Raw genomic sequence first — 25,876 nt, forward strand, 5'->3', positions numbered from 1 at the left:
GACAGGGGCCAGACATGAATCACTTGCAGACTGCGCTGGACATCATCACCCAGGTGGGCGGTGCTGAAAATATCGAACATATCGAACACTGCTCAACTCGCTTGCGTCTGAGCCTCTACGACAATGGTAAAGTCAACGAGGCTGCGCTGGCAAAGATTGACGGCGTACTCGGCGTGCGTATTAACGTGCAATGCCAGGTGATCATCGGCCATGAGGTGGTGCAGGTCTACGAGGCGGTGCGTTCACTTGCGGGCGAGCCGCAGGCTCAGTCCACGCAATCTGTCAGTACCAAAGCCAGCCGTGGCGCTCAGGTGGTGGATTTTGTGATCAGCGTTTTTCAGCCGCTGGTGCCTGCCATCGCAGGCGGTGGCGTGCTGAAATCGTTGCTGTTGCTGCTGGATGTACTGGGCTGGCTGAGCCGGGATAGCGACACCTATAAAGTGCTGGATAACATCGGCTCAGCACCGCTCTGGTTCTTGCCGATTCTGGTGGCGATCACCACCGCCATGAAGTTAAAAGTTAACGTTCTGGTCGCGGTTTCGGCAGTTTCCGTCATGCTCTTACCGGCCATGACCAAACAGCTGGCAGAGGGCACGGCGTTTATGTCGTTTGATCTGCGCAACGTGGCTTACGCATCGCAGGTCTTCCCGGCGATTCTCTGCGTGCTGTTTTACGCCCAGACTGAAAAACTGTTTAACCGCTATTCGCCCGGAGCGCTGCGCATCTTCCTGTCGCCAATGCTGTCGCTGCTGGTGACGGTACCCGTCACGCTGCTCATTCTGGGGCCGCTGGGTTACGAGCTGGGCGCCGGGCTGGCAACGGTGATTCTGTGGCTGTATGGCAAGCTGGGCTTTGTGGCCACCGGCCTGCTTGCCGCTGCCCTCCCCTTTATGGTTGCCGCCGGCATGCACAAACCGATGCTTCCTTATGCCGTCGCGTCGATGAGCCAGTTTGGTCGCGAAATGCTCTATCTGCCTGCGTCGCTGGCGCACAATATTGCCGAATCGGGCGCCTGCCTCGCCATCGCCCTGAAAAGCAAAGACAAAGTATTAAAGTCCACCGCCTTCTCCGCTGGGATCTCTGCGCTGTTTGGCATTACCGAGCCGGCACTTTACGGCGTGACGCTCCTGAACAAAAAAGCGCTCTACAGCGTGATTTTAGGCAGCGTGGTTGGCGGCGCCTTTATCGGCTGGATGGCGATCGAAGCCTTTGCCCTGGTCGGCCCTGGCCTTGCCAGCATCTCCATGTTTGTCTCGCCCGATAACCCAACGAACATCGTCTGGGCGTTTGCTGGCGCCGGGCTCTCTTTTGCTATCGCCTTTATCAGCGCCCTGCTGTTGTGGCGTGATAAAGCGGCGGAAAAAACGGATGAGCTGACCTTCACCCGCCCGGTAGAGGGGCAAATCATTCCGCTGGAGAATGTTAATGACGATGTTTTCGCACGCAAAATTATGGGGGATGGCATCGCCATCGTTCCCTCCCAGGGGGTGCTGCGCGCCCCGGCAGACGGCACCGTAGTCAATATATTTGAGAGTGGCCATGCGCTGAGTCTGCTCACCGATGCGGGCGTAGAGTTAATTTTTCACATCGGCATCGACACCATCAAACTTCAGGGCGAGGGCTTCTCGCCACAGGTGAAAGAAGGCCAGCAGGTGAAGCGCGGCGAAACCTTGATTGAATTTTCTCTCGACACCATCACCGCCGCCGGGCTCGATCCGGTGGTGATGATGGTCGTAACAAACGGCGAACGCTTTTCGCTGACACCAGGCAGTAACGACGATAAAAATCACAATCCTCACATCATCATGACGCTTAAGGAGTCCGTGTAATGGAGAAATCCCTCCCGTTTCCGCAAGGTTTTTTATGGGGCGGTGCCATCGCTGCCAATCAGGCTGAAGGGGCATGGAACGTTGACGGCAAAGGGCCGTCAGTGGCTGATGCCATCACCTGGAAACCGAACCTGTCATTAAAGGATTACGATGGCCATATGGCGCTCACGGATGAGAACATCCGCGATGCGTTTGAAGGTAAGAACGATGCGTTGTACCCCAAACGTCGCGGCATCGATTTCTATCACCACTATAAAGACGACATTGCGCTATTCGCTGAGATGGGTTTTACCGTGCTGCGCGTATCGATTGCCTGGTCACGCATTTTTCCCAATGGTGAAGACGCCGCGCCAAACGAGGCGGGCCTGCGGTTTTATGAAGAGATGTTCCGCGAACTGCGTCGCCATAATATCGAACCGCTGGTGACGCTCTCCCACTATGAGATGCCGCTGGCGCTCAGTGAAAAGTATAACGGCTGGGTCCATCGCAACGTGGTGGATGCCTTTGTGCGCTTTAGTAAAGTCTGTTTCGAGCGCTATAAAGATCTGGTGCGTTACTGGCTTACCTTTAATGAGATCGACAGTATTCACCGCCACCCCTTTACCACCGCCGGTATCCGCGAGGAAAAAAGCGCCCCGGGCAAAGCGAAGCAGGATATCTACCAGGGGCTGCACCACCAGTTCGTCGCCTCAGCGCTGGTCACCCGCGACTGCCATGACATCATTCCGGGCAGCCAGGTGGGCTGTATGCTGACCAAGCTCACCACCTACCCGCACAGCTGCCGTCCAGAAGATGTGGAAGCAACGCTGAAGAAAAACCTTGAGAACTACTTCTATGCCGATGTGCAGGTGTTCGGCGAGTATCCGCCGCTGATCCTGCGCGATCTGGCCCGCCGCGATATTCAAATTGAGATGCTGGCCGACGATCAACGCATTTTAAAAGAGAATACCGTCGACTTTGTCTCATTTAGCTACTACATGTCGCTGACAGAATCCACCCAGCCTGATGTAGAACGCATCCCTGGCAATACCGTCCTCGGCGTGAAAAACCCCTACCTTCCTGCCTCAGAATGGGGCTGGCAGATCGATCCGGTAGGGCTGAAAATCTCGCTGCTTGAACTCTATGACCGTTATCAGAAGCCGCTTTTTATCGTCGAAAATGGGTTAGGTGCCAAAGACGTTGTGGAAGATGGGAAGATTCACGATAGCTACCGTATCGACTATTTCCGTGCCCACTTCGCGCAAACTTTGGCAGCTATTAATGAAGGGGTGGATGTGATGGGATTCACCACCTGGGGCTGCATTGACATTATCAGCGCAGGGACGTCACAAATGTCCAAGCGCTATGGCTTTATCTATGTCGACCAGGATGATGAAGGCAAAGGCACCCTCAAGCGCCTGAAAAAGGACTCCTTCTGGTGGTACCAGAAAGTGATTGCCAGTAATGGCGCGGATATGGGCTAAGCGGCGCGGCCGCAGGAAATGACCGTGATTACGATAAAAAAATCGCTTAATAACAGCATGCTGCTGGTCGATCATGACCAGCGTGAGATGATCCTGTTCGGCAAAGGGATCGGTTTTGGCGCAAAACCGGGTACCCCGATCGACCTGAATCAGGTCGAGAAAGTGTTCCTGCCGTTAAACGATCTTAAGTCTCGCCATTTTTTATCGCTGACCGATACGATTCCTGCGGCATTCTTCGAACTCAGCCACGAGATCCTGCTCCTCGCTCGCGGTCTATGCGGCGATAAGCTGAATTCCGTCCTGCTCTTTACCCTTGCCGAACACCTCCATTTTGCCGTGGAGCGCAGCCGCAGCGGCCAGGTCATCCTCAATAAACTGAGCTGGGAGGTGAAGCGCTACTATCCGCAGGAGTACAGCGTTGGGGTGCAGGCGCGGGAGCGGGTCAGCGCGCTATTTGACGTTTCCCTGCCGGAAGATGAAGCCGTGAATATCGCTTTTCACCTCATTAACGCCAGCAGCCAGAGCGACGATAGCCATGCCCATCAACAGGTGGAGTTAGTCAATCGCATCGCGGAGATCGTGCGCTATAAGTTAAGAAATGCCATCGATACCGGATCGGTGAACTATATGCGCTTTATTACCCATCTGCGCTATTTTGCCGAACGCGTGCTGACAGGAAAAATTGTCTTTAGCGAGACGGAAGATTTTTATCAGGAGCTGATGCGTCATCGACCGGACGCCATGACCGTCGCATGGGTGATTCGGGATTATGTGCAGGAGAAGCATCAGCTCACCTTACCGAAAGATGAACTGACGTGGTTAAGCATTCATATCAGCCGACTGATGGATGGGCAGGCATAGCCCATCCCAATTTTTGCTTACGCCTGACGTAAGTTGCGCGCGGCTTCTACCATGTTCGCCAGTGCGGCACGGGTCTCCGGCCAGCCGCGGGTTTTCAGGCCACAGTCCGGGTTTACCCACAGGCGTGCGGCCGGAATACGCTGTGCCGCCTTCTGCAGCAGGGCCTCAATCCACTCTACGCTCGGCACGTTTGGCGAGTGAATATCATAAACGCCAGGCCCGATTTCGTTCGGGTAGTCAAATTCCTCGAACGACTCCAGCAGTTCCATATCCGAACGCGAGGTCTCGATGGTGATCACGTCAGCATCCAGCGCGGCAATGGCATCCATGATGTCGTTGAATTCGCAGTAGCACATATGGGTGTGGATCTGCGTATCATCCCTGGCCACAGCGGCGTTGATGCGGAAAGCGTCCACGCCCCACTTGAGGTAAGCATCCCAGTCGCTGCGGCGCAGCGGCAGACCTTCACGCAGCGCCGGTTCGTCAATCTGGATGATGCCAATGCCCGCCGCTTCCAGATCCGCGACCTCATCCCGCAGCGCCAGCGCGATTTGCTTCGCGATGGTTTCACGGCTGACGTCTTCACGGGGGAAGGACCAGCAGAGAATAGTCACCGGGCCGGTGAGCATGCCTTTCACCGGTTTGTCGGTCAGCGACTGTGCATATTTTGCCCACTCGACGGTGATCGCCGCCGGACGGCTGATGTCGCCAATCACCACTGGCGGTTTTACGCAGCGGGAGCCGTAGCTCTGTACCCAGCCATTCTGGGTAAAGACAAAGCCATCCAGGTGCTCGCCAAAGTATTCCACCATATCGTTACGTTCAGCCTCACCGTGCACCAGCACGTCCAGGCCTAAGCGCTCCTGCTCCACAATAGCCTGTTTGATGTGCTCAGCGATGCCGGTGCGATAATGGGCGGCATCAAGATTGCCCTTTTTGAAGTCCAGCCGCAGGCCGCGGATCTCCGTGGTTTGCGGGAAGGAGCCGATGGTGGTGGTTGGCCACGCAGGCAGCCTGAAGCGGGCGCGCTGCGCTTCAGCACGTACCGCATAGGGGCTCTGACGCTGGCTATCCTGGGAGGTAATGGCGGCCAGACGTTGTTCTACCGCCGGATTGTGCACGCGCGCCGAGTGACGACGCGCCTGAATCGGGGCACTCCACGCGATTATCGCTGCCGTATCACCGCTGTTAAGTGCATCGCGTAGTAAGGCCAGCTCTTCACACTTTTGCAGGGCGAAGGCAAACCAGCTTTTCACCTCTGGGTCCAGACGGGTTTCCACGCTGAGATCGATGGGGCTGTGCAGCAGGGAGCAGGAGGAGGCCACCCACAGTTCACGCAGGCCTGCGATATCGTTAATTTGACCATATTTCTCCGTGAGATCGGCGCGCCAGACGTTACGTCCGTTCACCAGACCGGCAGAGAGCAGCCACTCCGCGGGCAGGCGCTGGTGCAGTTCAGCGACATCATCTTTGCCGTGAACCAGATCGACGTGTAGCCCCTGCACTGGCAGCGCAGTAATAGTGTCGAGGTTCGGTGTGACGCCTTCGAAATAGGTGGTCAGCAGCAACTTCACCTGACCCGTTAAGGCTTCATACGCCGGTTTGTAAGCATCCAGCCACGCCTGCGGTAGCTCAAGCACCAGCGCCGGTTCGTCGATCTGTACCCACTGAATGCCGCGTTTGCCCAGTTCAATAAGCACCTGTTTGTAGATCGGCAGGATCTCGTTCAGCAGGCTCAGGCGATCAAATTGCTCACCCTTCACTTTACCCAGCCACAGGTAAGTGAGCGGGCCCAGCAGCACCGGTTTGACGTGGTGGCCCAGCGCCAGCGCTTCGTCCACTTCCTCCAGAAGCTGGGTCCAGGTCAGCTTGAACTGCTGGCCTTTGACAAATTCCGGCACCATATAGTGATAGTTGGTGTTAAACCACTTGGTCATTTCCGCCGCAGCCGCTGGCTCCCCCGTCGGGGCACGGCCACGGCCTATACGGAACAGGGTATCGATATCTACCGATCCATCTTTGTTCTGATGACGAGCCGGCACGTTACCAAGCAGCAGGCTAGTGGTCAGAACATGGTCGTACCAGGCAAAATCCCCTACCGGCAGCAGATCGATGCCCGCCTGTTTTTGCTGCTCCCAGTGGCGTGCGCGCAGCTCGCGTCCGACCGCCAGAAGCTCCTCACGGGTAGCGTTGCCCGCCCAGTAGCGCTCTTGTGCTTTTTTCAATTCGCGGCGCAGGCCAACGCGAGGGAAACCGAGTGTGTGATTGCGGATAGTCATGGTATGCCCCTTATGAAATTCGTTATTTAGACGTCCAGATGTTTACACATCTATAATTGGCAGGTAGTGTATATTCCTCAAGCGCAAAATATTCACGGCGAAGTGAAGGACTTTCATGATTGAGATTAAACACCTGAAAACGCTCCAGGCGTTGCGGAACTGCGGCTCCCTGGCAGCGGCGGCGGCCACGCTGCACCAGACCCAGTCCGCCCTTTCTCACCAGTTCAGCGATCTGGAACAACGCCTTGGCTTTCGTCTGTTTGTGCGCAAGAGCCAGCCTCTGCGCTTTACCCCGCAGGGGGAGATTTTGCTCCAGCTGGCCAATCAGGTACTGCCGCAAATTGCCAGCGCCCTGCAAGCCTGTAACGAGCCGCAGCAGACCAAATTGCGTATCGCCATTGAGTGCCATAGCTGTATTCAGTGGTTGACGCCCGCGCTTGAGAACTTCCGCCAGAAATGGCCGCAGGTTGAGATGGACTTTAAATCTGGCGTGACCTTTGATCCGCAGCCCTCGCTCCAGCAGGGCGAGCTGGATCTGGTGATGACCTCAGACATTCTGCCGCGCAGCGGTTTGCACTATTCGCCGATGTTTGATTTTGAAGTGCGTCTGGTGCTGGCGCCGGATCACCCTCTGGCCAGCAAAACGCGCATTACCCCGGAAGATCTGGCGACGGAAACCCTGTTGATCTATCCGGTGCAGCGCAGTCGCCTGGATATCTGGCGTCACTTCCTGCAGCCCGCGGGCATTAGCCCGCAGCTGAAAAGTGTGGATAACACTCTGTTGTTGATTCAGATGGTGGCGGCCAGCATGGGGATCGCCGCGCTGCCGCACTGGGTAGTGGAGAGTTTTGAACGCCAGGGTCTGGTGGTGACCAAAACCCTGGGCGATGGGCTGTGGAGCCGGCTGTACTCTGCCGTGCGCGATGGCGAGCAGCGTCAGCCGGTAACGGAGGCGTTTATTCGCTCAGCGCGGAACCACGCGTGCGACCATCTTCCGTTTGTACGGAGCGCGGAGCGACCCAACGCCGATGTACCCACAGCGAAGCCAGGATCACTGTTCCCCCAATAACGAAGCTCGGCCAGTGGGGTTGTTCCTGCCAGATGGCCAGATTCACCAGCAGCCCTGCGGGCACATGCACGTTGTTCATAATGCCCAGCGTCCCGGCGTCGACCTGAGTTGCCCCATAGTTCCACATGAAGTAACCCAAACCGGAGGCCACCACACCCAGCCAGACCAGCACACCCCACTGTAGGGAGGTCGTTGGCAGTTTTTGCGGATTTCCCAACATAAACCACGCCGCCACCGCCACAATCGCCGCGCCCATATAAAACCAGGCAAACGCATTGTGCTGGGGCATCGGACGCGTTTCCATCAGCCGTTTATAACCCACCATACCGATGGCAAAGCTAATATTTGCCAGCTGAACGAACATCAGTCCGGTCCAGAAATGATCGCTCACTTTGTCGTAGCGGATGATCGCCGCGCCCACTACCGCCAGCGCCGCGCTGAGCAGGTAGCCCCAGCGCAGACGGCGTTTACTGAGCAGATCGTAAATCAGCGTGATATAGAGCGGCGTTAGCACCGTAAAGAGCAGAAACTCCGACACCGACAGGTAGATATAGGCCCGAAAGCTAAAGAGGTACATGATGCCAAGCTGCATCGCCCCCACCAGCATGTACAGCAGAAGGGTTTGCAGCGACTGTCCGCGAGTGCGCAGAAACGGCAGGAACACTAGCGCAGCCAGTCCAACGCGCATCAGCACAGAGAAATAGCTGTCAACTGACCCGGCAAGATATTCGCCGATCAGGCTAAACGAGAAGGCCCACAGAATAGTGGTGATGATGAGTAGCGCCACAATGCTTGTCTCTCAGAAAGAAGGACAGGCATTGTAGCGAACTCTTTAGTTGACAACTGAGCAATAAACAACCAAATGAAGATTATTCAAGAAACAGTTTGCGCAGGTATTTCGGCACGGCGTTATCACCATTAGTGCCAATCACTTCCAGCTCCGGATGCAGATCTTTCAGGCGCTGATGAGCGTTGTCCATAATGCAGCCCTTCCCCGCCATGGAGAGCATTTCGGCGTCGTTCATGCCATCGCCAAAGGCGATGCAATCTTTCAGCTCAAAACCCAGACGTTTGGCGACCGCTTCCAGGGCATGACCTTTTGAGACGCCACCGGCCATGACTTCCAGGCAGGTCAGCGTGGAGAAGCTAACGTTGACGCGATCGCGCCAGCGCGCGTTGATGGCCTGCTCAAGCGGCAGCAGCGCCTCGTGGGTGTCACAGGTGAAGAAGACTTTGCTAATCCCTTCTGGCTCCAGTAGACCAGGCTCATAGAGGGAGTAGTTAAACACCGCCTCTTTGAAGAAACGCATCTCGTCCGGGCGATGGCGGTTCATAAACCACTCATCATCGCGATAGACGTTAGTGATGATATCCGGGTTGTTATACATCATGCCAAAGAGATCGACGGCAATGTCGCGATCCAGGTTGTGGGTGAAGATCAAATTACCATCGGTATCGTGAACACGCGCACCGTTGGAGGTGATCATATAGGCTTTGATGTCGAGGTTATCGCGGATCTGCCCCACATCTACGTGGTGGCGACCGGTCGCGAAGACAAAGTTCACGCCACGCGCGGTCAGGAGTTTTAGGGTCTCTTTCGCGTAAGGCGATAAGGTGTGGTCGGGTGAGAGCAGCGTGCCGTCGAGATCAGACGCAACAACCTGGTACATAAGAAAATTTAACCTCTGGTGAATATCAATTATGCCGGTCGAAAAAACCGACGATGGCGTTGAGCGCAACTGAGCGCATATCGTCCTTTTCGAAAAGGATCTCATGGTACGCGCCTTTTATGACCATCGGCTTACCCCCTTCACAAGGGTGACCGGCGGCGGCACGCAATTCACAAAAGCGGTCGTGCATGCGGTTATCGACCACACGCTCCTCTTCCGCCTGAATCAGGAGTGTTGGAGTCGCATCATCTGCGACCCCGGCCAGCACCTGCTCACCGGCCAGAATACCTTCCCGCACCCAGTGCCAGGTGGGGCCGCCGACGCGTAAACGCGGTTCGTCGGCATAAAAGCGTAAATTCCGGCGATAACGCTGGCGACTATGGGTCAAGACGTTAATGGCAAAAGGCAGCGCACGCCAACGCCCGGTGCCTATGGCATAGCCCTCACGAATGCGCTGATGGCCCTCAGCCCAGTCGAGAATGTGGCGCACCATCCAGTCGGGTAAACGTATGATGATGCCAAACATCGGTGCCGTGAGCGCAATGGCATCGCACTGATGCACATGGCGTTGTAAAAAGAGCGTTGAGATGGCACCGCCCATGGAGTGAGCAAGGATATAACGCTTGCGCCATGGGCCGGGCAGGACCTCCTGAGTCCAGAACGCGGCCAGATCCTCAACATAATCGCTGAAGTGATCAACATGCCCACGATGCGTATCGGACAGCATACGACCCGACAGCCCTTGCCCACGATGGTCGATAATTAAAACATCAAAACCCATGTGGAACAGGTCATAGGCCAGCTCGGCATATTTTACGTAGCTTTCGATACGGCCTGGACAGACAACGATAACGCGATCGTTTTTCTCATCCCGAAAACGCACAAAGCGCACGGGAATCTCATTCACACCCGTAAACTCATCTTCCTCACGCTGACGCCAGAAATCGGTCAGCGGCCCCATGGAGAAAGCAGCAAAAGTGTTTTCTCGAGTTTCCCAGTCCTTTTTCTGCTGAAACATCGGGTTTCCACCCCCGTAAGCCAAGGAATATCGTTTTTTCGCAGCAGCTCACAAAACGAGCCGACATTAGCGTATTGTGGCATAAAAACAGACATTCCGGGAGTTTCAAATGACCTTCGAATGGTGGTTCGCCTACCTGCTCACTTCTATCATCCTCAGCCTTTCACCGGGTTCTGGCGCGATTAATACCATGACGACCTCTATCAGCCATGGCTATCGCGGTGCCGCGGCGTCTATTGCCGGTTTGCAGACCGGGCTGGGTATTCATATTCTGCTGGTCGGGATTGGTCTGGGTACGCTTTTCTCCCGCTCGGTACTGGCATTTGAAGTGTTGAAGTGGGCAGGTGCCGCCTACCTGATCTGGCTGGGTATTCAGCAGTGGCGCGCAGCCGGTTCGCTGGACTTAAACACGCTGGCGGTGAGCCAGAATCGTAGCCGCCTGTTTAAACGCGCGGTGTTTGTAAACCTGACTAACCCGAAGAGCATTGTGTTTCTCGCCGCCCTCTTCCCGCAATTCATCGTCCCTCATCAGCCACAGGTGATGCAGTATGTGGTGCTCGGTGCTACCACTATTATCGTCGATATCATTGTGATGATTGGTTATGCGACCCTGGCGCAGCGGATTGCCGCGTGGATTAAAGGGCCAAAACAGATGAAGGCCCTCAACAAAGTCTTCGGTTCACTGTTCGTGCTGGTGGGGGCGCTATTGGCCTCGGCACGGCATGCGTAACGAGAATGTATTGTGTATGAAATCCGGCGCACAGCGCGCCGGAAAATAGCGAAAGAAGGAGAAGCAATAAAATACCGAGTGTGGCACGACGGTAAAGAGTATTTGCCAGAATAATATTTAAATAGAAAAGAATAAGTTTTAGGGTAATGACTCCAACTTATTGATAGTGTTTTATGTTCAGATAATGCCCGATGACTTTGTCATGCAGCTCCACCGATTTTGAGAACGACAGCGACTTCCGTCCCAGCCGTGCCAGGTGCTGCCTCAGATTCAGGTTATGCCGCTCAATTCGCTGCGTATATCGCTTGCTGATTACGTGCAGCTTTCCCTTCAGGCGGGATTCATACAGCGGCCAGCCATCCGTCATCCATATCACCACGTCAAAGGGTGACAGCAGGCTCATAAGACGCCCCAGCGTCGCCATAGTGCGTTCACCGAATACGTGCGCAACAACCGTCTTCCGGAGCCTGTCATACGCGTAAAACAGCCAGCGCTGGAGCGATTTAGCCCCGACATAGCCCCACTGTTCGTCCATTTCCGCGCAGACGATGACGTCACTGCCCGGCTGTATGCGCGAGGTTACCGACTGCGGCCTGAGTTTTTTAAGTGACGTAAAATCGTGTTGAGGCCAACGCCCATAATGCGGGCGGTTGCCCGGCATCCAACGCCATTCATGGCCATATCAATGATTTTCTGGTGCGTACCGGGTTGAGAAGCGGTGTAAGTGAACTGCAGTTGCCATGTTTTACGGCAGTGAGAGCAGAGATAGCGCTGATGTCCGGCGGTGCTTTTGCCGTTACGCACCACCCCGTCAGTAGCTGAACAGGAGGGACAGCTGATAGAAACAGAAGCCACTGGAGCACCTCAAAAACACCATCATACACTAAATCAGTAAGTTGGCAGCATCACCCGGTCCCTTTAAGCAATATCACTTAGCTACGCCCAGCAATACACCCGAGCGGCGACCGCTTCTCAGGATGTGAAGCATTCACTTAATTCACTATTTCAATAACAAAATTTCAGATTTCATTTAATTGGCAGGAGCCATAATGAATAAAATATATCGATTGATCTGGAACCCAGCATTACGTACCTGGGTTGCCGTGAGCGAATTTGCAAAAGCGAATGGAAAAGGCAAATCCGGGCGCACGGGCTTAAGTGCAACTGCCGCTGGCCTTATCGGCGCGTTGACCCTTTCGTCGCTAGTAAGTACCAGCGCATACGCTGATGATCCCGTCACCACCAGTACTGACCCCGACTCGGTGACGATTGGTACCAACGCAGAGACCGGCGATACCACCACTCTGGACGCGAATACCATCACCACAGGCAATACCAATGTTAACCAGCAGGAGCTGTCTAACGTCGCAGTTGGCGAAAGCGCTAAAGCGGCTATGGGCGGTATCGCGCTTGGCGATCACGCTGACGCAGATACCAGCACCTCGCAGACACCCGGCGGCAGTGTGGCAATTGGCGCCTATGCTACGGCAAACAAAAGCGGCGGGGCGACGGCGATCGGCTTAGCCTCTGAAGCAGACGGACAAAACGCGGTCGCCTTTGGTGCTGGCGCGCACGCTAACCGTAGCGGCGATATCGCCATCGGCTACAGCTCCACTTCCGGCACCTATACCGGCACGCAGAACAGTAATGATCTCGAAGGAGAAAATATTTCGCTGGGTAACTGGTCAACCGCCTATGGTGGACAGGCCCTGGCGGTGGGTAACCATGCCGAAGCTACGGCAAAATCCAGCATGGCGCTGGGCATCGGTAGCCGGGCATACGGTGTAGAGTCGTTATCCATAGGGAGTGATTCAACCTCCTCGGGTAATAACTCTCTCGCAATTGGCAGTGACTCTACCGCAACCGGTGTGGATGCCCAGGCGATTGGCAACAGCGCAACTGCGTCTGGTGAAAGCTCGCTGGCCATTGGCAGCCACGCCAGTTCCAGCGACAAGCAAAGTTTCGCCGTAGGCTATAAAGCTCAGGCAACCAAAGCGGACACCGTTGCACTGGGGACCCAGGCCAAAGCACAGGGAGATAGAGCACTGTCGTTTGGCTACAACTCTTCCGCCACGAAAAACGATGCTATCGCGATGGGCTCAAACGCCAAAGCTCAGGGGATGTCTTCCCTGGCCTTTGGTACCAACGCGACCTCCGCAGATGATAACAGCGTAGCCCTGGGGTCCAGCTCTCTGACCGCAGCGGCCGTAGGGACGCAAGCTATCACTATCGATGGCAAAACCTACGCATTCGCGGGCACGGCGCCGCTCAGCACCGTCAGTATCGGTAAAAAAGATGCGGAACGGACACTGACCAACCTGGCCGCAGGCCGTATTAGCAAAACCAGCACCGATGCGATCAACGGCTCGCAGCTTTTTGCCGCCACACAAGCGACAGAAGCCCTCGCCAATGTCGCGGTTAAATACGACCTGAACCAGGACAGCACGGTTAATTACGATAGCATTACCCTTAACGGCGATACGTATGACAGTACCGACAACAGTGGCGGCACCACCATCACTAACATTGCTCGCGGGGTCGACGACAGCGATGCGGTGAATATGTCTCAGCTTAACGAGACCAACGCCGACGTGGCAGACGTCACCAACATCGTTAACAACATCGCGGGCGACACCAGCACGACCTACACCGACCTGAACGGTAAAGGTATCCGCTATGCGCGGACCAACGAGAAAGGGCTGACCCAGGCCGATGCCTACGCGAAAGGTAAAGGCAGCTCCGCCGTCGGCTATAGCGCCACCGCCATAGGCGAAAACAGCCTTGCCCTCGGCTATAACGCCAAAGCCAACAATGCTAAAGACGTGGCGCTGGGTGCTGACTCACTCACCGCTGCGGCCGTTGCGACCACCGGCACGACCCTTCGCGGCGAAGCCTATACCTTCGCGGGCACAGCCCCTGCAAGCACCGTCAGTATTGGCAGCGTGGGTAAAGAGCGTACTCTCACCAATCTCGCTGCCGGACGCCTCAGCGCCACCAGCACCGATGCGGTGAACGGCTCTCAGCTGTATGCCACCAACCAGGCCATTGATGGGATATCCGGCGATATTTCCGATCTCAGCGATCTGGCGGTCAAATACGACACCAATCCGGACGGCACCATCAACTACAACCGCGTGTCCATGGGCGGCACCACCTATAACAGCACGACGAAAGCGGGCGGTACCACCCTCACTAATGTCGCTTACGGGGTGAATGACAGCGATGCGGTAAACGTACAGCAACTCAGAGACGCCACCAGCGATATGTATAACAACGGGGTGAAGTATTTCCACGCTAACTCCACCAAAGCAGATTCCGTTGCCACCGGCACCGACTCCATTGCGGTAGGCCCGGCTGCGAAATCGGTGGGCGAAAGTTCGATTGCCATGGGTAACGCGGCCACGTCAACCGGCGCAGGCAGCATGGCGATGGGGCAGAACGCGCGGTCAACCGGCGAAAACAGCGTTGCCATTGGCGCTGGCGCGGTCGCTAACAATAAGGGTGACGTGGCGCTGGGCGCAGGGGCCACCACGGAGCAAGCCGTGGGTACTCAGGGCGTAACCATTCGCGGCAACGACTATCAATTTGCCGGCACAACGCCGACTGGCACCGTCAGCGTAGGCAGCCTGGATAACGAACGCACCATCACCAACGTTGCAGCGGGCCGTATCAGCGCCACCAGCACGGATGCCGTGAACGGCTCGCAGCTGTATGCCACAAATCAGGCGATCGAAGCCATCAACACCAATTTCTCCGGTCTGGATAACTCCGTGGTGAAATATGTGGTAAACGGCGATGGATCCATTGATTACAGCAAAATAGCGCTGGCGGGCGATACCTACGATCAATCCACTAAAACCGGCGGTACCACCATTACTAACGTTGCGGCGGGCGTCAATGCCAGCGATGCCGTAAATAAGCAGCAGCTGGATGAAGTCAGCCTGAACGTGACCAACATTGCCGAGGGCAAGGACGGCATGTTCCAGGTGAATAACACCAGTAACCTGCCGAAGCCGAAACCGACGGGCCAAAATTCCATCGCTGGCGGCGCAGGCGCGGTGGCTGGCGCAACAAACAGCATGGCCCTGGGTAACAGCGCGAAGGCTACCCACAGCAACGCCGTGGCGCTAGGAACAAACTCCGTTACCGATCGTGATAACAGCGTTTCCATGGGATACGCGGGCGGCGAGCGTCAGATCACTCACGTGGCAGCCGGTACCGCAGCCACCGATGCCGTCAACGTGGGTCAGTTGAAACAGAGCATGGGCGATTCTTACACCTATACCAATAACAAGTTTGGCGAACTGAAAGAGATGATTGCCGATCAGGACGACAAGCTGAGCGCGGGTATCGCCGGCGCGATGGCCATGGCGAGCTTGCCACAGCCTTATTCGCCAGGCGCCAGCATGTTCAGCATGGCGGGGGGAACCTATCAGGGCGAGTCTGCGATTGCGATGGGGGTATCAACCGTCTCTGACAATGGTAAATGGGTCACGAAGCTGTCTGGCTCCTCTAACAGCCAGGGCGATCTGGGTGGTTCTGTTGGTATTGGCTATCAGTGGTAAGTCTGAATTAACAAACATCTCCGGCGAACACGCCGGAGAGTAAAAGAGAAATTATGATGAATTGTAAAAAGATGACCCGGCTGGCGCTGCTTATTGGCAGCATGGCTTTGCTTACCGCCTGTACCCGCGCTGTTAGCGACGTAAATGGTGAAGGGAAGACCGATAACGCGATATTCCCGGATAAATCGCACGCAGTACGTACTGACGGCAGCTTCGTGAATAAAGACAATCTTAACGAGATGCACGCAGGTTTAACCAAAGCGCAGATCTATGAGCTGCTCGGCGCACCGCATTTCAGTGAAGGCATGTTTCGCGTGAAAGAGTGGGATTATATTTTCCACTTCACCCAGCCAGATCACAGCGTGCGTACCTGTCAGTACAAGGTGCTGTTCGACTCACAGATGAAGGCGCAAAGCTTCTATTTCCTGCCTGAAAACTGCCTGACGCCGCAGGCAAAACCGCAGCAACCTGTTGCGGTCGTTCAGAAAGAGCTGAGTGCAGAAAGCCTGTTTGCCTTTGGTAGCGCAGCGCTGAGTCCGGAGGGCATCAAGCAGGTGAATCTCATCAGCGGCGGGCTGAAGGCTGAAACACAGCAAGGTAAACACCTGATCGTTAAAGGCCATACTGACCGTATCGGCGACGAGGCCAGCAATATGACGCTGTCCAAAGCACGCGCGGAATCGGTGAAGCGCCAGCTCATTGAAAACGGGATTGATGCCACCCGCATCGAAACCGAAGGTCTGGGCGAAAGTATGCCGCGCGTTGATTGTCCGGGTGTCGCCACATCACATGTCATTGAATGCCTGGCCCCCAATCGCCGCATAACGATTGAAATCGTGGCTGATAACGCAGGTAAATAACGTCATGCGCCTCACTCTAATCAAGACCGCCGTCGGCGGTCTTTCTTTACTGACCGCAGCCACCGGCTTTGCGGCTTCCCAGGAACTGCCCGTCAGATTTGTTAGCGTGCCCGCTTATAGCATTATTACCGATACCCTGTTCAATTTGACGCCTCAGGTTGCAGGGAAACGTAATACCTTTTTGATGCAGCAAATTTGCGATTTAGCGCGTGGCGATGCAACCCAGCAGGAGGTGAATCAGCGGCTTATCCAGAATAAAGTTGACCCGATGCAGCTCGCGAAATTAGGCGTGCCGGGCATGCTGGTGTTAAAAAGCGAGCGCGAGGAGCGCCAGCTCGCCTGTGCGGCGTTTCTGGCGACGTCGCTCTTCCAGCCGGTAGATATGACAAGTTACTACCTGCAGGACAAAAAGGAGAAGGAGAAATCCAGCTGGTTACCCTGGCGCCCGGCGAAAGAGGAGCGGACAGAAAAGAGCGACTTCCTGAGGGATCGATTTATCCATGATGCACAGGTTCAGCTCGCGGTCGCGCGCGCCACGGCTCAGCTTTATGCCGTTATCGCGCAGAATATCCCCCCGCAGCCAATCGGCGACTGGAAGACCAGGCAACAACAAATCACAGACGTCGTTAAACACTATGCGCCGGACTATCTCAACGCCATCACCAGTTTTTACAAAGCCGAGGGCAGTGGCGCACTGACGCTGGATTACGTTACCAGCAACAGCTACAGCGTTCGCAATACCTTTGGCAACCGGCTGGTCAAAAATAGTGAAGATGTTGAGCTCTATTCCCGGGGCGTGACCTGGTTCGGCAAGGGCATGATTATTGGCAAAAGCTATTTTGTCGATATTGCGATTCTTGCCGCACCCGCGCATGACGATGCAGAGCAGAAGAAGAAGTAAAGGCAAGATGGCGTACAGGGTCCTGTACGCCATTGAAGCAATTAGCGAGAGATGATGAGGTGAATACCGAAGCCCGCAAAGAGTGCACCAGCAAAGCCATCGATCCACTTCGCAATGCGCTGATAACCACGGCGCATTGCCGGCAGGGCAAACAGACTTGCTACCAGGGTGAACCAGGCAAAGGTTTCCACCACAATCAGCAGGAAGATGCCCCAGCGCGCTCCCGCGCCGACGCTGTCGCCCACAAAGAGTGAGAACACCGAGCCGAAGTAGATAATCGCTTTCGGGTTCGCCAGGTTCGTCAGCAGCCCTTTCATAAAGCTACGACCGCCGGTAGCCAGCTCAACTTTTGGCTCCTGCGGCGTTGCTACCTCTTTTTTCAGCGCGCCGCGCAGCATCTGGTAGCCCATCCAGCACAGATACAGGCCACCACCGACCATGATGATGTTATGCAGCCAGGCCATCTTCGCCAGAATCAGGTTCAGACCAAGCAGCGCCACCGCCGCCCAGACCATGACGCCCATGGTAATACCGAGTACGCCCATCATCGCCTCTTTGCGGGAGCGGCTGACGGCAGTTTGCGATACGAAGAAAAAGTCAGGGCCGGGGCTCATCAGCGCAACGATGTGCACTAATGCCACGGTGAGAAAAAGCATTAACATAATTAGCTCGCGGGGAAATAATACAGTGAGTCATCATACTGGCACTTTTTTGGCTGGCTGACTACTCCTCATCATCACCATCGGCATGAGAGCGAATAAGCGCCATAAACTCCTTGCCGAAACGCTCGAGCTTGCGCGTGCCAACACCGTTGACGCTGAGCATTTCACCGGCGCTAAGCGGCATCTGCTCGGCCATTTCTATCAGCGTCGCGTCGTTAAAGACCACGTACGGCGGGATGTTCTCCTCATCGGCGATGGCTTTACGCAGCTTGCGCAGTTTGGCAAACAGCTTCCGGTCGTAGTTGCCGCCGTAAGATTTCTGCATTACGCGCGGCTTCAGGGCAATCACGCGCGGCACGGCGAGCTTCAGTTCAATTTCGCCGCGCAGCACCGGGCGTGCCGCTTCGGTCAGCTGCAGCGCCGAGTGCTGGGCAATGTTTTGCGTAGCGAACCCCATGTGGATCAGCTGGCGGATAATGCTGACCCAGTGCTCGTGGCTCTGGTCTTTACCGATGCCGTAGACAGGCAGCTTGTCGTGGCCCATATCACGGATACGCTGATTATTCGCGCCGCGCAGCACTTCCACCACGTAGCCCATCCCGAAGCGTTGATTGACACGATAGATCGTCGAGAGCGCCTTGCGCGCGTCCATCAGGCCATCGTACTGCTTCGGTGGGTCGAGGCAGATATCGCAGTTACCGCACGATTCCTGTCGTCCTTCACCAAAGTAGTTGAGCAGCACCAGACGGCGGCAGGTTTGCGCTTCGGCAAAGGCCCCCATCGCGTTCAGCTTGTGGCGCTCAATGTCCTGCAGTTGCCCCTGCGGTTTCTCTTCCAGGCAGCGGCGCAGCCACGCCATATCCGCCGGATCGTAAAACAGCATCGCTTCCGCAGGCAGGCCGTCACGCCCGGCGCGGCCCGTTTCCTGATAGTAAGATTCGATATTGCGCGGGATGTCGAAATGCACCACAAAGCGCACGTTGGGCTTGTTGATCCCCATGCCGAACGCCACCGTCGCAACAACGATTTGCAGATCGTCGCGCTGGAATTTCTCCTGCACGTCGGCGCGGATGTGGTTTTCTAACCCGGCATGATAGGCCGCGGCGCTGAAGCCACGGTTTTGCAGGCGCGCGGCGGTGTCTTCCACCTTTGCGCGGCTGTTGCAGTAGATGATGCCCGACTTACCGCGTTGCTCCTGGACGTAGCGTAAGAGCTGATCCAGCGGCTTGAACTTCTCCATCAGCATGTAGCGGATGTTAGGGCGATCGAAGCTGCTAACCTGGATAAAGGGGTCATTCAGCCCCAGCAGTCGGACGATATCCAGACGGGTCGTGTCATCTGCCGTGGCGGTGAGCGCCATAAAGGGCAGCGCCGGGAAGCGCTGGCGCAACTGACCGAGCGCGGCATACTCCGGACGGAAATCATGCCCCCACTGGGAGATGCAGTGCGCTTCATCCACCGCCAACAGCACCGGGTTCCAGTGCGTCAAATGGTCGAGGAAGTTATCCAGCATCAGCCGCTCTGGAGCGATATAAAGAAGACGGATCTGCCCGGTACGGCAACCGGCCATCACCTCTTGCTGCTGCTCGCGGGTTTGCGTCGAGTTCAGGCAGGCCGCTGCCACGCCGTTAGCCAGCAGTTGATCGACCTGGTCTTTCATCAACGAGATAAGCGGAGAGACCACCACCGTCAGGCCATTAAGCACCAGCGCGGGCACCTGATAACAGAGCGACTTCCCGCCGCCGGTGGGCATCACGACCAGGCAATCACGCCCTTCGAGGACGGCATCAATGATGGTCTCCTGGCCCGGGCGGAATTGCTGGTAGCCAAAGGTCTCATGCAGAACCTGTTTAGCCAGCAATGTCTGATTCAAAACTTCCGCCTGCGCCACATTAACCACCTGCCTGAAATAAAAACAGGCGCTATTTTCAGCGCCTGAGAGAGAAACTTCAACGATTAAGACAAAAACATTCGAGGATGCTAGAAAAGATCGTTCAGCATCACGCCCACACCGACGCGGGTCTGGTTGAAGTTATAATCGATAAGTGACTCGCCATAGCCGCTATATACCTGAGTATAAAGGCGTACATGCCTGGTCATCGGATAGCTGAGGCCAATCTCCGCACCGCCGTAGCCGGTATTCCAGTTGTACTGCCCTTTCGCGCTTAATACCGCCTCGCCCAGCTGATAACCCACGCGCAGCTGGTAATAACCCATATATTTGGTGATATCCGGGTTATCGTCGGTATCGCCTACGACGTACCAGGGCTTCACTTCAACCAGCCAGTTGCCGTTTTGCGCCGCCAGTCGGGTGTACAGACGGTTCCAGCTACGTGAGGTCGGGTCTGAACGCCCATTGGAGTCGTGGTTGTAACCAAATTCCACATCGCGCAGCGTCCAGCCAGCAAATTCATAGTCAGTCGCAAAGCCGAGGAACAACTGCGGTTCGTAGTTGGTCTCGCGGAACGGCGATGATTCACCGCTGTTTGAGAGCTGCCACCAGGATTTCTGCGTATATGAGGCGCCCAGCACCGAATTCGGCCCCAGAATACCGCGCCAGAACGGGAAGGCCAGGCTCAGCTGAAATTTTACCTCATCTTTACGCGCGTTATCAGACCAGTTGTAGGTGCTAATAGCTTCTTTGTTCAGGTCGCTGGTGGTCGTGTAAAGCAGGTAGTTAGTGTCGTACGGATAGAGCGTAAATGGGTTGTCATGCTCCTGCAGCAGGTTAGCGATGATGCTCCCGCGTACCGCCGGGGCATCGTGCACCTCTTTAACGGTCGCTTCCTGCGCATAAGCTGTGAAAGGCAGCGCAACCGCTGCAAGTAACCAGACCAGATACGTCCGCATCGGTGGTGTTCTCCAGGTAGATAGTTTTTAAGAATAATTTTGCCCACCACATTCTACATATTTATTTGCCGTCTGCTGCATCCAGATGTCTTAAAGTGGTAAATCGCGTTGGCGAGGGATAAAATCAACATTTTATTAACAATAAGGATCTGTTGTGCCATGTCAGCCACGCTAACTGCGGAACAAGCTCTGAAGCTGGTCGGTGAGATTTTTGTCTATCACATGCCATTTAACCGCGCACTGGGCCTGGAGCTGGAGCGCTACGAGAAGGATTTTGCGCAGCTCAGTTTCAATAACCAGCCGATGATGGTGGGAAACTGGGCGCAGAGTATTCTGCACGGCGGGGTGATTGCCTCAGCGCTGGATGTCGCCGCCGGGCTGGTCTGCGTGGGTAGCACCTTAACGCGCCACGAGACCATCAACGAAGATGAACTGCGTCAACGTTTATCAAGAATGGGCACGATCGATTTACGCGTTGACTACCTGCGGCCCGGCCGCGGAAATCGCTTCACCTGCACCAGCAGTCTGCTGCGTGCGGGTAACAAAGTCGCCGTTGCCCGCGTAGAGCTGCATAACGACGAGCAGGTTTATATCGCCAGCGCAACAGCCACTTATATGGTGGGTTGAGGTGAAAAAATCGGGTAAAGTGAGTTCACTTATTTGTAACGGATTTTCCCGATGGATGCTAAACAGACGCGGCAGGGCGTTTTACTCGCTCTTGCCGCTTATTTTATTTGGGGTATCGCACCGGCGTACTTCAAACTGATCGCCTACGTGCCGGCGGACGAGATCCTCACTCACCGCGTTATCTGGTCCTTCTTCTTTATGATTGCGCTGATGAGTATCAGCCGTCAGTGGTCGGGCGTTAAAACGCTGCTCAAAACGCCGAAAAAGGTCTTTCTGCTGGCGCTCTCTGCCGTGTTAATTGGCGGCAACTGGCTGCTGTTTATCTGGGCTGTGAATAACCATCACATGCTCGAAGCAAGCCTGGGTTATTTTATTAACCCGCTGGTGAACATTGTGCTGGGGATGATTTTCCTCGGCGAGCGCTTCCGCCGGATGCAGTGGGTGGCGGTACTTCTCGCCTTCTGCGGGGTGCTGGTCCAGCTATGGACGTTCGGCTCGCTGCCTGTCATTGCGCTGGGGCTGGCGTTCAGCTTTGCTTTCTACGGCCTGGTGCGCAAAAAAATCGCCGTCGAAGCGCAGACCGGAATGCTGTTCGAAACTCTGTGGCTGTTGCCGGTCGCCGCGATTTATCTGTTTGGCATTGCCGATAGCGCCACCAGCCATATGGGCGGCAATCCATGGTCGCTGAACCTGATGCTGATGGCCGCAGGTGTCGTCACTACGATCCCGCTGCTGTGCTTTACCGGTGCGGCAACGCGCCTGCGCCTCTCCACGCTGGGCTTCTTCCAGTACATCGGCCCCACGCTGATGTTCCTGCTGGCGGTGGTGTTTTACGGTGAAGTACCGGGTGCAGATAAGATGGTGACGTTTGCGTTTATCTGGGTTGCACTGGCGATTTTCGTTACCGATGCGATTTATACCCAGCGTCGCCTAAAAAGAGGATTGTAGTATTTCACCCTCTCCCCAGGGAGAGGGTGATGTGCTTACAGCCAGTTACGGCGCTTAAAGTAGAGGTAAGGCGCCAGCCCGGCGAGGATCATAAAGACAATCGCGCCCGGATAGCCAAAGCTCCACTTCAGCTCCGGCATAAACTCAAAGTTCATTCCGTAGCTTGAGGCCACCAGCGTCGGTGGCAGGAACACGACCGATACCACCGAGAAGATCTTGATGATGCGGTTCTGCTCGATGTTGATAAAGCCCATTGCCGCCTGCATCAGGAAGTTCACCTTCTGGAACAGGGATTCGTTGTGCGGCAGCAGGGATTCGATATCGCGCAGGATCTCACGCGCCTGCTCCAGTTGGCCACCCGGCAGACGCGCCTTGCGTACCAGGAAGTTCAGCGCGCGCTGGGTATCCATCAGACACAAACGTACCTTCCAGCCAATATCTTCCAGCTCGGCCAGCGTCGAGAGCGCTTCGTCATACTCATCGCCCTGGTGCCCTTCCATAATGACGCGGCTCAGCTTTTCCAGATCGCTGTAGATATTTTCAATTTCGTCTGCCAGCTGTTCAATTTTGGTTTCAAACAGATCCAGCAGCAGTTCGTAAGCGTTTCCGTCCACCATCGCCTGGCTGCGGGCCCGCATGCGGTAGAGGCGAAACGCGGGCAGTTCCCGTTCGCGCAGCGTGAACAGGCGGCCATCACGGATGGTAAATGCCACGGTGGAGTTGCCAGCGTGATCTTCGGCATCTTCAAAGAAGAAGAAGGAGTGAATATGCAGGCCGTCTTCGTCCTCGAAGAAACGGGCGGATGCTTCGATGTCTTCCAGTTCCGGTCGGGTGGCCAGACTCTGCCCGAGCTCTGACTGAACGCGTGTACGTTCCTCGTCATCCGGCTCGACCAGATCCACCCATACGGCATCAATGAGGGGTTGTGACTCCTCGGCTTCAAGCCGGGTTAGTCGGTTGTTTTCCAGTTGAAATGCGCTCAGCATGACCGGGACTCCCAATGCAAAAAATATCGGACAGTTCGGTGGGCACACAGAAACAAATTGGGTTTCAGACCATTAAACAGCCTGACTCAGCGCGACGGGAATAATGCAGTCGCTGACAACCACTAAGGCCATCAGCGTGAGGAGATAGCCTTAGGAGTTGTTCCTGGATGACAGGGAATTGAGCCAGTATCTACTGGGTGTGTCCAAGGCGAATGTCCTCTTAGCGTAATCGTGCGCGCATGTTACGCCAGCAATAACTGCGGCGTCAACACGCAACGGAACGCTGAAGAGCAATAAATCACCCTCAACGTATAAGGCTAGCAGATAATTACAAAATTATGATGTTTTTCTGAAAGTTACACCGCTTCCAGCTTCGCGTAAGCGGCCACCAGCCATTTAATTCCCTGGCCCTGAAACGCGACCTGCAGGCGACTGTGCTCGCCGCTGCCTTCCAGATTGACGATGGTGCCCTCGCCAAATTTAGCATGGCGGACACGCTGCCCCAGCTTGTATCCCGTGTCGTTTTCAGAGACGGGCGTTCCCATACGCTGATGGCTGACCGGACGGCTGATGCTGGCGCGCAGGCGTACCTCTTCCACGCACGCTTCTGGCAGCTCACCAATAAAACGTGACGGGCGATGATAGACCTCTTTGCCGTACAGACGACGGGTTTCGGCGTAGGTGAGCGTCAGCTTCTGCATTGCACGCGTCACCCCCACGTAGGCCAGGCGACGCTCTTCTTCCAGACGACCGCCCTCATCCAGCGACATCTGGCTGGGGAACATCCCCTCTTCCATCCCGACGATGAACACCTGCGGGAACTCCAGCCCTTTCGCGGAGTGCAGGGTCATAAGTTGCACCGCGTCCTGCCAGGTATCCGCCTGCCCTTCGCCCGCTTCCAGCGCGGCGTGAGAGAGGAATGCCTGCAGCGGCATCAGGTCTTCGTCTTCTTCGTTGTAGCTGAACTGGCGCGTTGCCGTCACCAGCTCCTCTAAGTTTTCGATACGGGTCTGGCCTTTCTCGCCCTTTTCCTGCTCATACATGGTGCGCAGGCCGGAATCTTTAATCACCCGGTCGGTCTGCACGTGCAGCGGCATGTCGGCGGTCTCTTGCGCCAGCGCTTCGATAAGCTCGAGGAAACGCTGCAGGGCGCTGGCGGCACGCCCGGCGAGGGCTCTCTCCTGTAATAACTCGCGACAGGCCTGCCATAACGTGAGCTGACGTTCACGCGAGGTCTGACGCACCACGTCCAGGGTACGATCGCCGATCCCGCGCGTCGGGGTATTCACCACGCGCTCAAAGGCGGCATCGTCATTACGGTTGGCAATCAGGCGCAGATAGGAGAGCGCATCTTTGATCTCCTGGCGCTCGAAGAAGCGCATGCCCCCGTAAATGCGGTACGGCATGCTCACCTGCAGCAGCGCCTCTTCCAGCACACGCGACTGGGCGTTGCTGCGATAGAGAATAGCGCACTGCTCCAGCGCGCCGCCGTTGTCCTGCCAGGTCTTGATGCGGTTCACCACAAACCGCGCTTCATCGAGTTCGTTGAACGCGCAGTAAAGAGAGATTGGCTCGCCATCGACGCCGTCGGTCCAGAGCTTTTTGCCCAGACGCCCGTTGTTGTTCTCGATCAGGGCGTTGGCCGCGCTCAGAATGTTGCTGGTTGAACGGTAGTTCTGTTCCAGGCGGATAGTCTGCGCACCGGGGAAGTCGTTGAGGAAGCGCTGGATATTTTCAACCTGCGCCCCGCGCCAGCCGTAGATCGACTGGTCGTCATCGCCAACGATCATCACCTTGCCGGTGTCGCCCGCCAGCAGGCGGATCCACGCGTACTGAATGTTGTTGGTATCCTGGAATTCGTCCACCAGGATGTTGGTAAAGCGCTCGCGATAGTGCTGCAAAATATGCGGCTTGTTGAGCCACAGCTCATGGGCACGCAACAGCAGCTCAGCGAAGTCAACCAACCCCGCACGGTCACAAGCTTCCTGATAGGCCTGGTAAACCTTCTGCCAGGTCTGCTCGACCGGATTACCGAAACTCTGGATATGGTGTGGGCGTAGCCCTTCGTCTTTTTGGCCGTTGATGTACCACATCGCCTGACGCGGCGGCCACTGCTTCTCATCAAGGTTCATCGCCTTGATCAAGCGCTTAAGCAGACGCAGCTGGTCTTCGCTATCGAGGATCTGGAAATCCTGCGGCAGGTTAGCATCCAGATGGTGAGCGCGCAGCAGGCGATGCGCCAGGCCGTGGAAAGTACCCACCCACATACCGCCCTGGCTGGTGCCCATCAGTTGGGTGATACGGTGGCGCATCTCCGCCGCCGCCTTGTTGGTAAAGGTCACCGCCATGATGGAGTAAGGCGAGCAGTTTTCTACGCTCTGTAACCAGGCGATACGGTGCACCAACACACGCGTCTTACCACTCCCCGCCCCTGCCAGCACCAGCAGGTTAGTGCGCGAGGCGGCAACCGCATCACGCTGTTTATCATTAAGGCTGTCGAGAAGGTAAGAAACGTCCATTGGCACCGCCAGAAGTGAGCTGCCCGGCGGAGCTTGCCA

Annotated in this window: 21 protein-coding genes; 10 read left to right on the forward strand and 11 right to left on the reverse strand. The window is 55.9% G+C overall.

Annotated elements, in window-relative coordinates:
• Positions 1–14: 14 nt before the first annotated feature.
• The 3 genes from JZ655_RS20100 to JZ655_RS20110 are packed head-to-tail and all read left to right on the forward strand — an operon-like array spanning position 15 to position 4,153.
• Positions 15–1,829 carry a beta-glucoside-specific PTS transporter subunit IIABC gene (locus JZ655_RS20100; RefSeq protein WP_207292591.1) on the forward strand — a complete coding sequence of 605 codons (1,815 nt, stop codon included), beginning with the start codon at positions 15–17 and terminating at the stop codon, positions 1,827–1,829.
• Positions 1,829–3,292: a glycoside hydrolase family 1 protein gene (locus tag JZ655_RS20105; RefSeq protein WP_046886541.1), complete on the forward strand. Its 1,464-nt coding sequence runs from the start codon at positions 1,829–1,831 to the stop codon at positions 3,290–3,292. The genes JZ655_RS20100 and JZ655_RS20105 overlap by 1 nt, the downstream gene beginning before the upstream one ends.
• A 24-nt stretch (positions 3,293–3,316) precedes the next feature.
• A complete protein-coding gene (locus JZ655_RS20110; RefSeq protein WP_207292592.1) occupies positions 3,317–4,153 on the forward strand; it encodes a PRD domain-containing protein in 837 nt (278 codons plus the stop codon).
• 17 nt (positions 4,154–4,170) lie between these two features.
• On the opposite strand, the gene metE is transcribed toward JZ655_RS20110, so the two are convergent.
• The gene (gene metE, locus JZ655_RS20115) at positions 4,171–6,432 is read right to left on the reverse strand and encodes a 5-methyltetrahydropteroyltriglutamate--homocysteine S-methyltransferase (protein ID WP_207292593.1); all 2,262 of its coding nucleotides are present in this window, start codon (positions 6,430–6,432) and stop codon (positions 4,171–4,173) included.
• Between the two features lie 115 nt (positions 6,433–6,547).
• On the opposite strand from metE, the gene metR reads away from it, so the two are divergent.
• Positions 6,548–7,501, forward strand: a complete 954-nt coding sequence (gene metR / locus JZ655_RS20120; protein WP_040078127.1) for an HTH-type transcriptional regulator MetR — start codon at positions 6,548–6,550, stop codon at positions 7,499–7,501.
• Here metR and JZ655_RS20125 read toward each other — a convergent pair.
• From JZ655_RS20125 to pldB, 3 genes are all read right to left on the reverse strand, one after another.
• Positions 7,389–8,288 (reverse strand): carboxylate/amino acid/amine transporter, encoded by a 900-nt coding sequence (locus JZ655_RS20125; RefSeq protein WP_046886539.1) that lies wholly within the window; start codon positions 8,286–8,288, stop codon positions 7,389–7,391. The two genes, metR and JZ655_RS20125, sit on opposite strands and share 113 nt — an antisense overlap.
• An 82-nt stretch (positions 8,289–8,370) precedes the next feature.
• Entirely contained in the window at positions 8,371–9,171 is an 801-nt protein-coding gene (gene yigL, locus JZ655_RS20130; protein ID WP_207292594.1) for a sugar/pyridoxal phosphate phosphatase YigL, read from the reverse strand.
• Between the two features lie 25 nt (positions 9,172–9,196).
• Entirely contained in the window at positions 9,197–10,189 is a 993-nt protein-coding gene (pldB, locus tag JZ655_RS20135) for a lysophospholipase L2 (RefSeq protein WP_046886537.1), read from the reverse strand.
• A 109-nt stretch (positions 10,190–10,298) separates the two neighbouring features.
• Between pldB and rhtB the strand changes: the two genes are divergently transcribed.
• The gene (rhtB, locus tag JZ655_RS20140) at positions 10,299–10,919 is read left to right on the forward strand and encodes a homoserine/homoserine lactone efflux protein (RefSeq protein WP_207292595.1); all 621 of its coding nucleotides are present in this window, start codon (positions 10,299–10,301) and stop codon (positions 10,917–10,919) included.
• Between the two features lie 157 nt (positions 10,920–11,076).
• On the opposite strand, the gene JZ655_RS20145 is transcribed toward rhtB, so the two are convergent.
• A protein-coding gene (locus tag JZ655_RS20145) for an IS1-like element IS1A family transposase (protein ID WP_242637262.1) occupies positions 11,077–11,774 on the reverse strand; the annotation gives its coding sequence in 2 pieces (ribosomal slippage) (positions 11,077–11,525 and positions 11,525–11,774; 699 coding nt in all).
• 194 nt (positions 11,775–11,968) lie between these two features.
• Between JZ655_RS20145 and JZ655_RS20150 the strand changes: the two genes are divergently transcribed.
• The 3 genes from JZ655_RS20150 to JZ655_RS20160 are packed head-to-tail and all read left to right on the forward strand — an operon-like array spanning position 11,969 to position 17,245.
• On the forward strand, positions 11,969–15,484 hold the full coding sequence (locus tag JZ655_RS20150; protein ID WP_207292596.1) for a YadA-like family protein: 3,516 nt from the start codon (positions 11,969–11,971) through the stop codon (positions 15,482–15,484).
• 53 nt (positions 15,485–15,537) lie between these two features.
• A complete protein-coding gene (locus tag JZ655_RS20155) occupies positions 15,538–16,344 on the forward strand; it encodes an OmpA family protein (RefSeq protein ID WP_207292597.1) in 807 nt (268 codons plus the stop codon).
• A gap of 4 nt (positions 16,345–16,348) precedes the next feature.
• Positions 16,349–17,245, forward strand: coding sequence for a hypothetical protein (locus tag JZ655_RS20160; protein WP_207292598.1), 897 nt, complete (start codon positions 16,349–16,351; stop codon positions 17,243–17,245).
• A 41-nt stretch (positions 17,246–17,286) separates the two neighbouring features.
• On the opposite strand, the gene rhtC is transcribed toward JZ655_RS20160, so the two are convergent.
• From rhtC to pldA, 3 genes are all read right to left on the reverse strand, one after another.
• The gene (gene rhtC / locus JZ655_RS20165) at positions 17,287–17,907 is read right to left on the reverse strand and encodes a threonine export protein RhtC (RefSeq protein ID WP_040078118.1); all 621 of its coding nucleotides are present in this window, start codon (positions 17,905–17,907) and stop codon (positions 17,287–17,289) included.
• Between the two features lie 61 nt (positions 17,908–17,968).
• Positions 17,969–19,798: an ATP-dependent DNA helicase RecQ gene (gene recQ, locus JZ655_RS20170; protein WP_040078116.1), complete on the reverse strand. Its 1,830-nt coding sequence runs from the start codon at positions 19,796–19,798 to the stop codon at positions 17,969–17,971.
• Positions 19,799–19,887: 89 nt separating this feature from the next.
• Positions 19,888–20,757, reverse strand: coding sequence for a phospholipase A (gene pldA, locus JZ655_RS20175; protein WP_207292599.1), 870 nt, complete (start codon positions 20,755–20,757; stop codon positions 19,888–19,890).
• Between the two features lie 159 nt (positions 20,758–20,916).
• On the opposite strand from pldA, the gene yigI reads away from it, so the two are divergent.
• Positions 20,917–21,384 (forward strand): acyl-CoA thioesterase YigI, encoded by a 468-nt coding sequence (yigI, locus tag JZ655_RS20180; RefSeq protein WP_040078113.1) that lies wholly within the window; start codon positions 20,917–20,919, stop codon positions 21,382–21,384.
• A 51-nt stretch (positions 21,385–21,435) separates the two neighbouring features.
• On the forward strand, positions 21,436–22,332 hold the full coding sequence (gene rarD / locus JZ655_RS20185) for an EamA family transporter RarD (protein ID WP_207292600.1): 897 nt from the start codon (positions 21,436–21,438) through the stop codon (positions 22,330–22,332).
• A 35-nt stretch (positions 22,333–22,367) separates the two neighbouring features.
• On the opposite strand, the gene corA is transcribed toward rarD, so the two are convergent.
• The 3 genes from corA to uvrD form a co-directional block, all read right to left on the reverse strand.
• A complete protein-coding gene (corA, locus tag JZ655_RS20190; RefSeq protein WP_040078111.1) occupies positions 22,368–23,318 on the reverse strand; it encodes a magnesium/cobalt transporter CorA in 951 nt (316 codons plus the stop codon).
• 150 nt (positions 23,319–23,468) lie between these two features.
• Positions 23,469–23,525: a YsgD/CorL family protein gene (ysgD, locus tag JZ655_RS21460; protein WP_212743980.1), complete on the reverse strand. Its 57-nt coding sequence runs from the start codon at positions 23,523–23,525 to the stop codon at positions 23,469–23,471.
• A gap of 149 nt (positions 23,526–23,674) precedes the next feature.
• Positions 23,675–25,837, reverse strand: a complete 2,163-nt coding sequence (gene uvrD, locus JZ655_RS20195) for a DNA helicase II (protein WP_040078109.1) — start codon at positions 25,835–25,837, stop codon at positions 23,675–23,677.
• Positions 25,838–25,876: the final 39 nt, after the last annotated feature.

The organism is Leclercia pneumoniae, from assembly GCF_017348915.1.
Taxonomy (GTDB): Bacteria; Pseudomonadota; Gammaproteobacteria; order Enterobacterales; family Enterobacteriaceae; genus Enterobacter; species Enterobacter pneumoniae.

Coding starts and splice junctions, on each gene's coding strand:
- JZ655_RS20100 (WP_207292591.1), top strand. CDS start 15: ATGAATCACTTGCAGACTGCGCTGGACATCATCACCCAGGTGGGCGGT.
- JZ655_RS20105 (WP_046886541.1), top strand. CDS start 1,829: ATGGAGAAATCCCTCCCGTTTCCGCAAGGTTTTTTATGGGGCGGTGCC.
- metE (WP_207292593.1), bottom strand. CDS start 6,432: ATGACTATCCGCAATCACACACTCGGTTTCCCTCGCGTTGGCCTGCGC.
- metR (WP_040078127.1), top strand. CDS start 6,548: ATGATTGAGATTAAACACCTGAAAACGCTCCAGGCGTTGCGGAACTGC.
- yigL (WP_207292594.1), bottom strand. CDS start 9,171: ATGTACCAGGTTGTTGCGTCTGATCTCGACGGCACGCTGCTCTCACCC.
- pldB (WP_046886537.1), bottom strand. CDS start 10,189: ATGTTTCAGCAGAAAAAGGACTGGGAAACTCGAGAAAACACTTTTGCT.
- rhtB (WP_207292595.1), top strand. CDS start 10,299: ATGACCTTCGAATGGTGGTTCGCCTACCTGCTCACTTCTATCATCCTC.
- JZ655_RS20150 (WP_207292596.1), top strand. CDS start 11,969: ATGAATAAAATATATCGATTGATCTGGAACCCAGCATTACGTACCTGG.
- JZ655_RS20155 (WP_207292597.1), top strand. CDS start 15,538: ATGATGAATTGTAAAAAGATGACCCGGCTGGCGCTGCTTATTGGCAGC.
- JZ655_RS20160 (WP_207292598.1), top strand. CDS start 16,349: ATGCGCCTCACTCTAATCAAGACCGCCGTCGGCGGTCTTTCTTTACTG.
- rhtC (WP_040078118.1), bottom strand. CDS start 17,907: ATGTTAATGCTTTTTCTCACCGTGGCATTAGTGCACATCGTTGCGCTG.
- pldA (WP_207292599.1), bottom strand. CDS start 20,757: ATGCGGACGTATCTGGTCTGGTTACTTGCAGCGGTTGCGCTGCCTTTC.
- yigI (WP_040078113.1), top strand. CDS start 20,917: ATGTCAGCCACGCTAACTGCGGAACAAGCTCTGAAGCTGGTCGGTGAG.
- rarD (WP_207292600.1), top strand. CDS start 21,436: ATGGATGCTAAACAGACGCGGCAGGGCGTTTTACTCGCTCTTGCCGCT.
- corA (WP_040078111.1), bottom strand. CDS start 23,318: ATGCTGAGCGCATTTCAACTGGAAAACAACCGACTAACCCGGCTTGAA.
- uvrD (WP_040078109.1), bottom strand. CDS start 25,837: ATGGACGTTTCTTACCTTCTCGACAGCCTTAATGATAAACAGCGTGAT.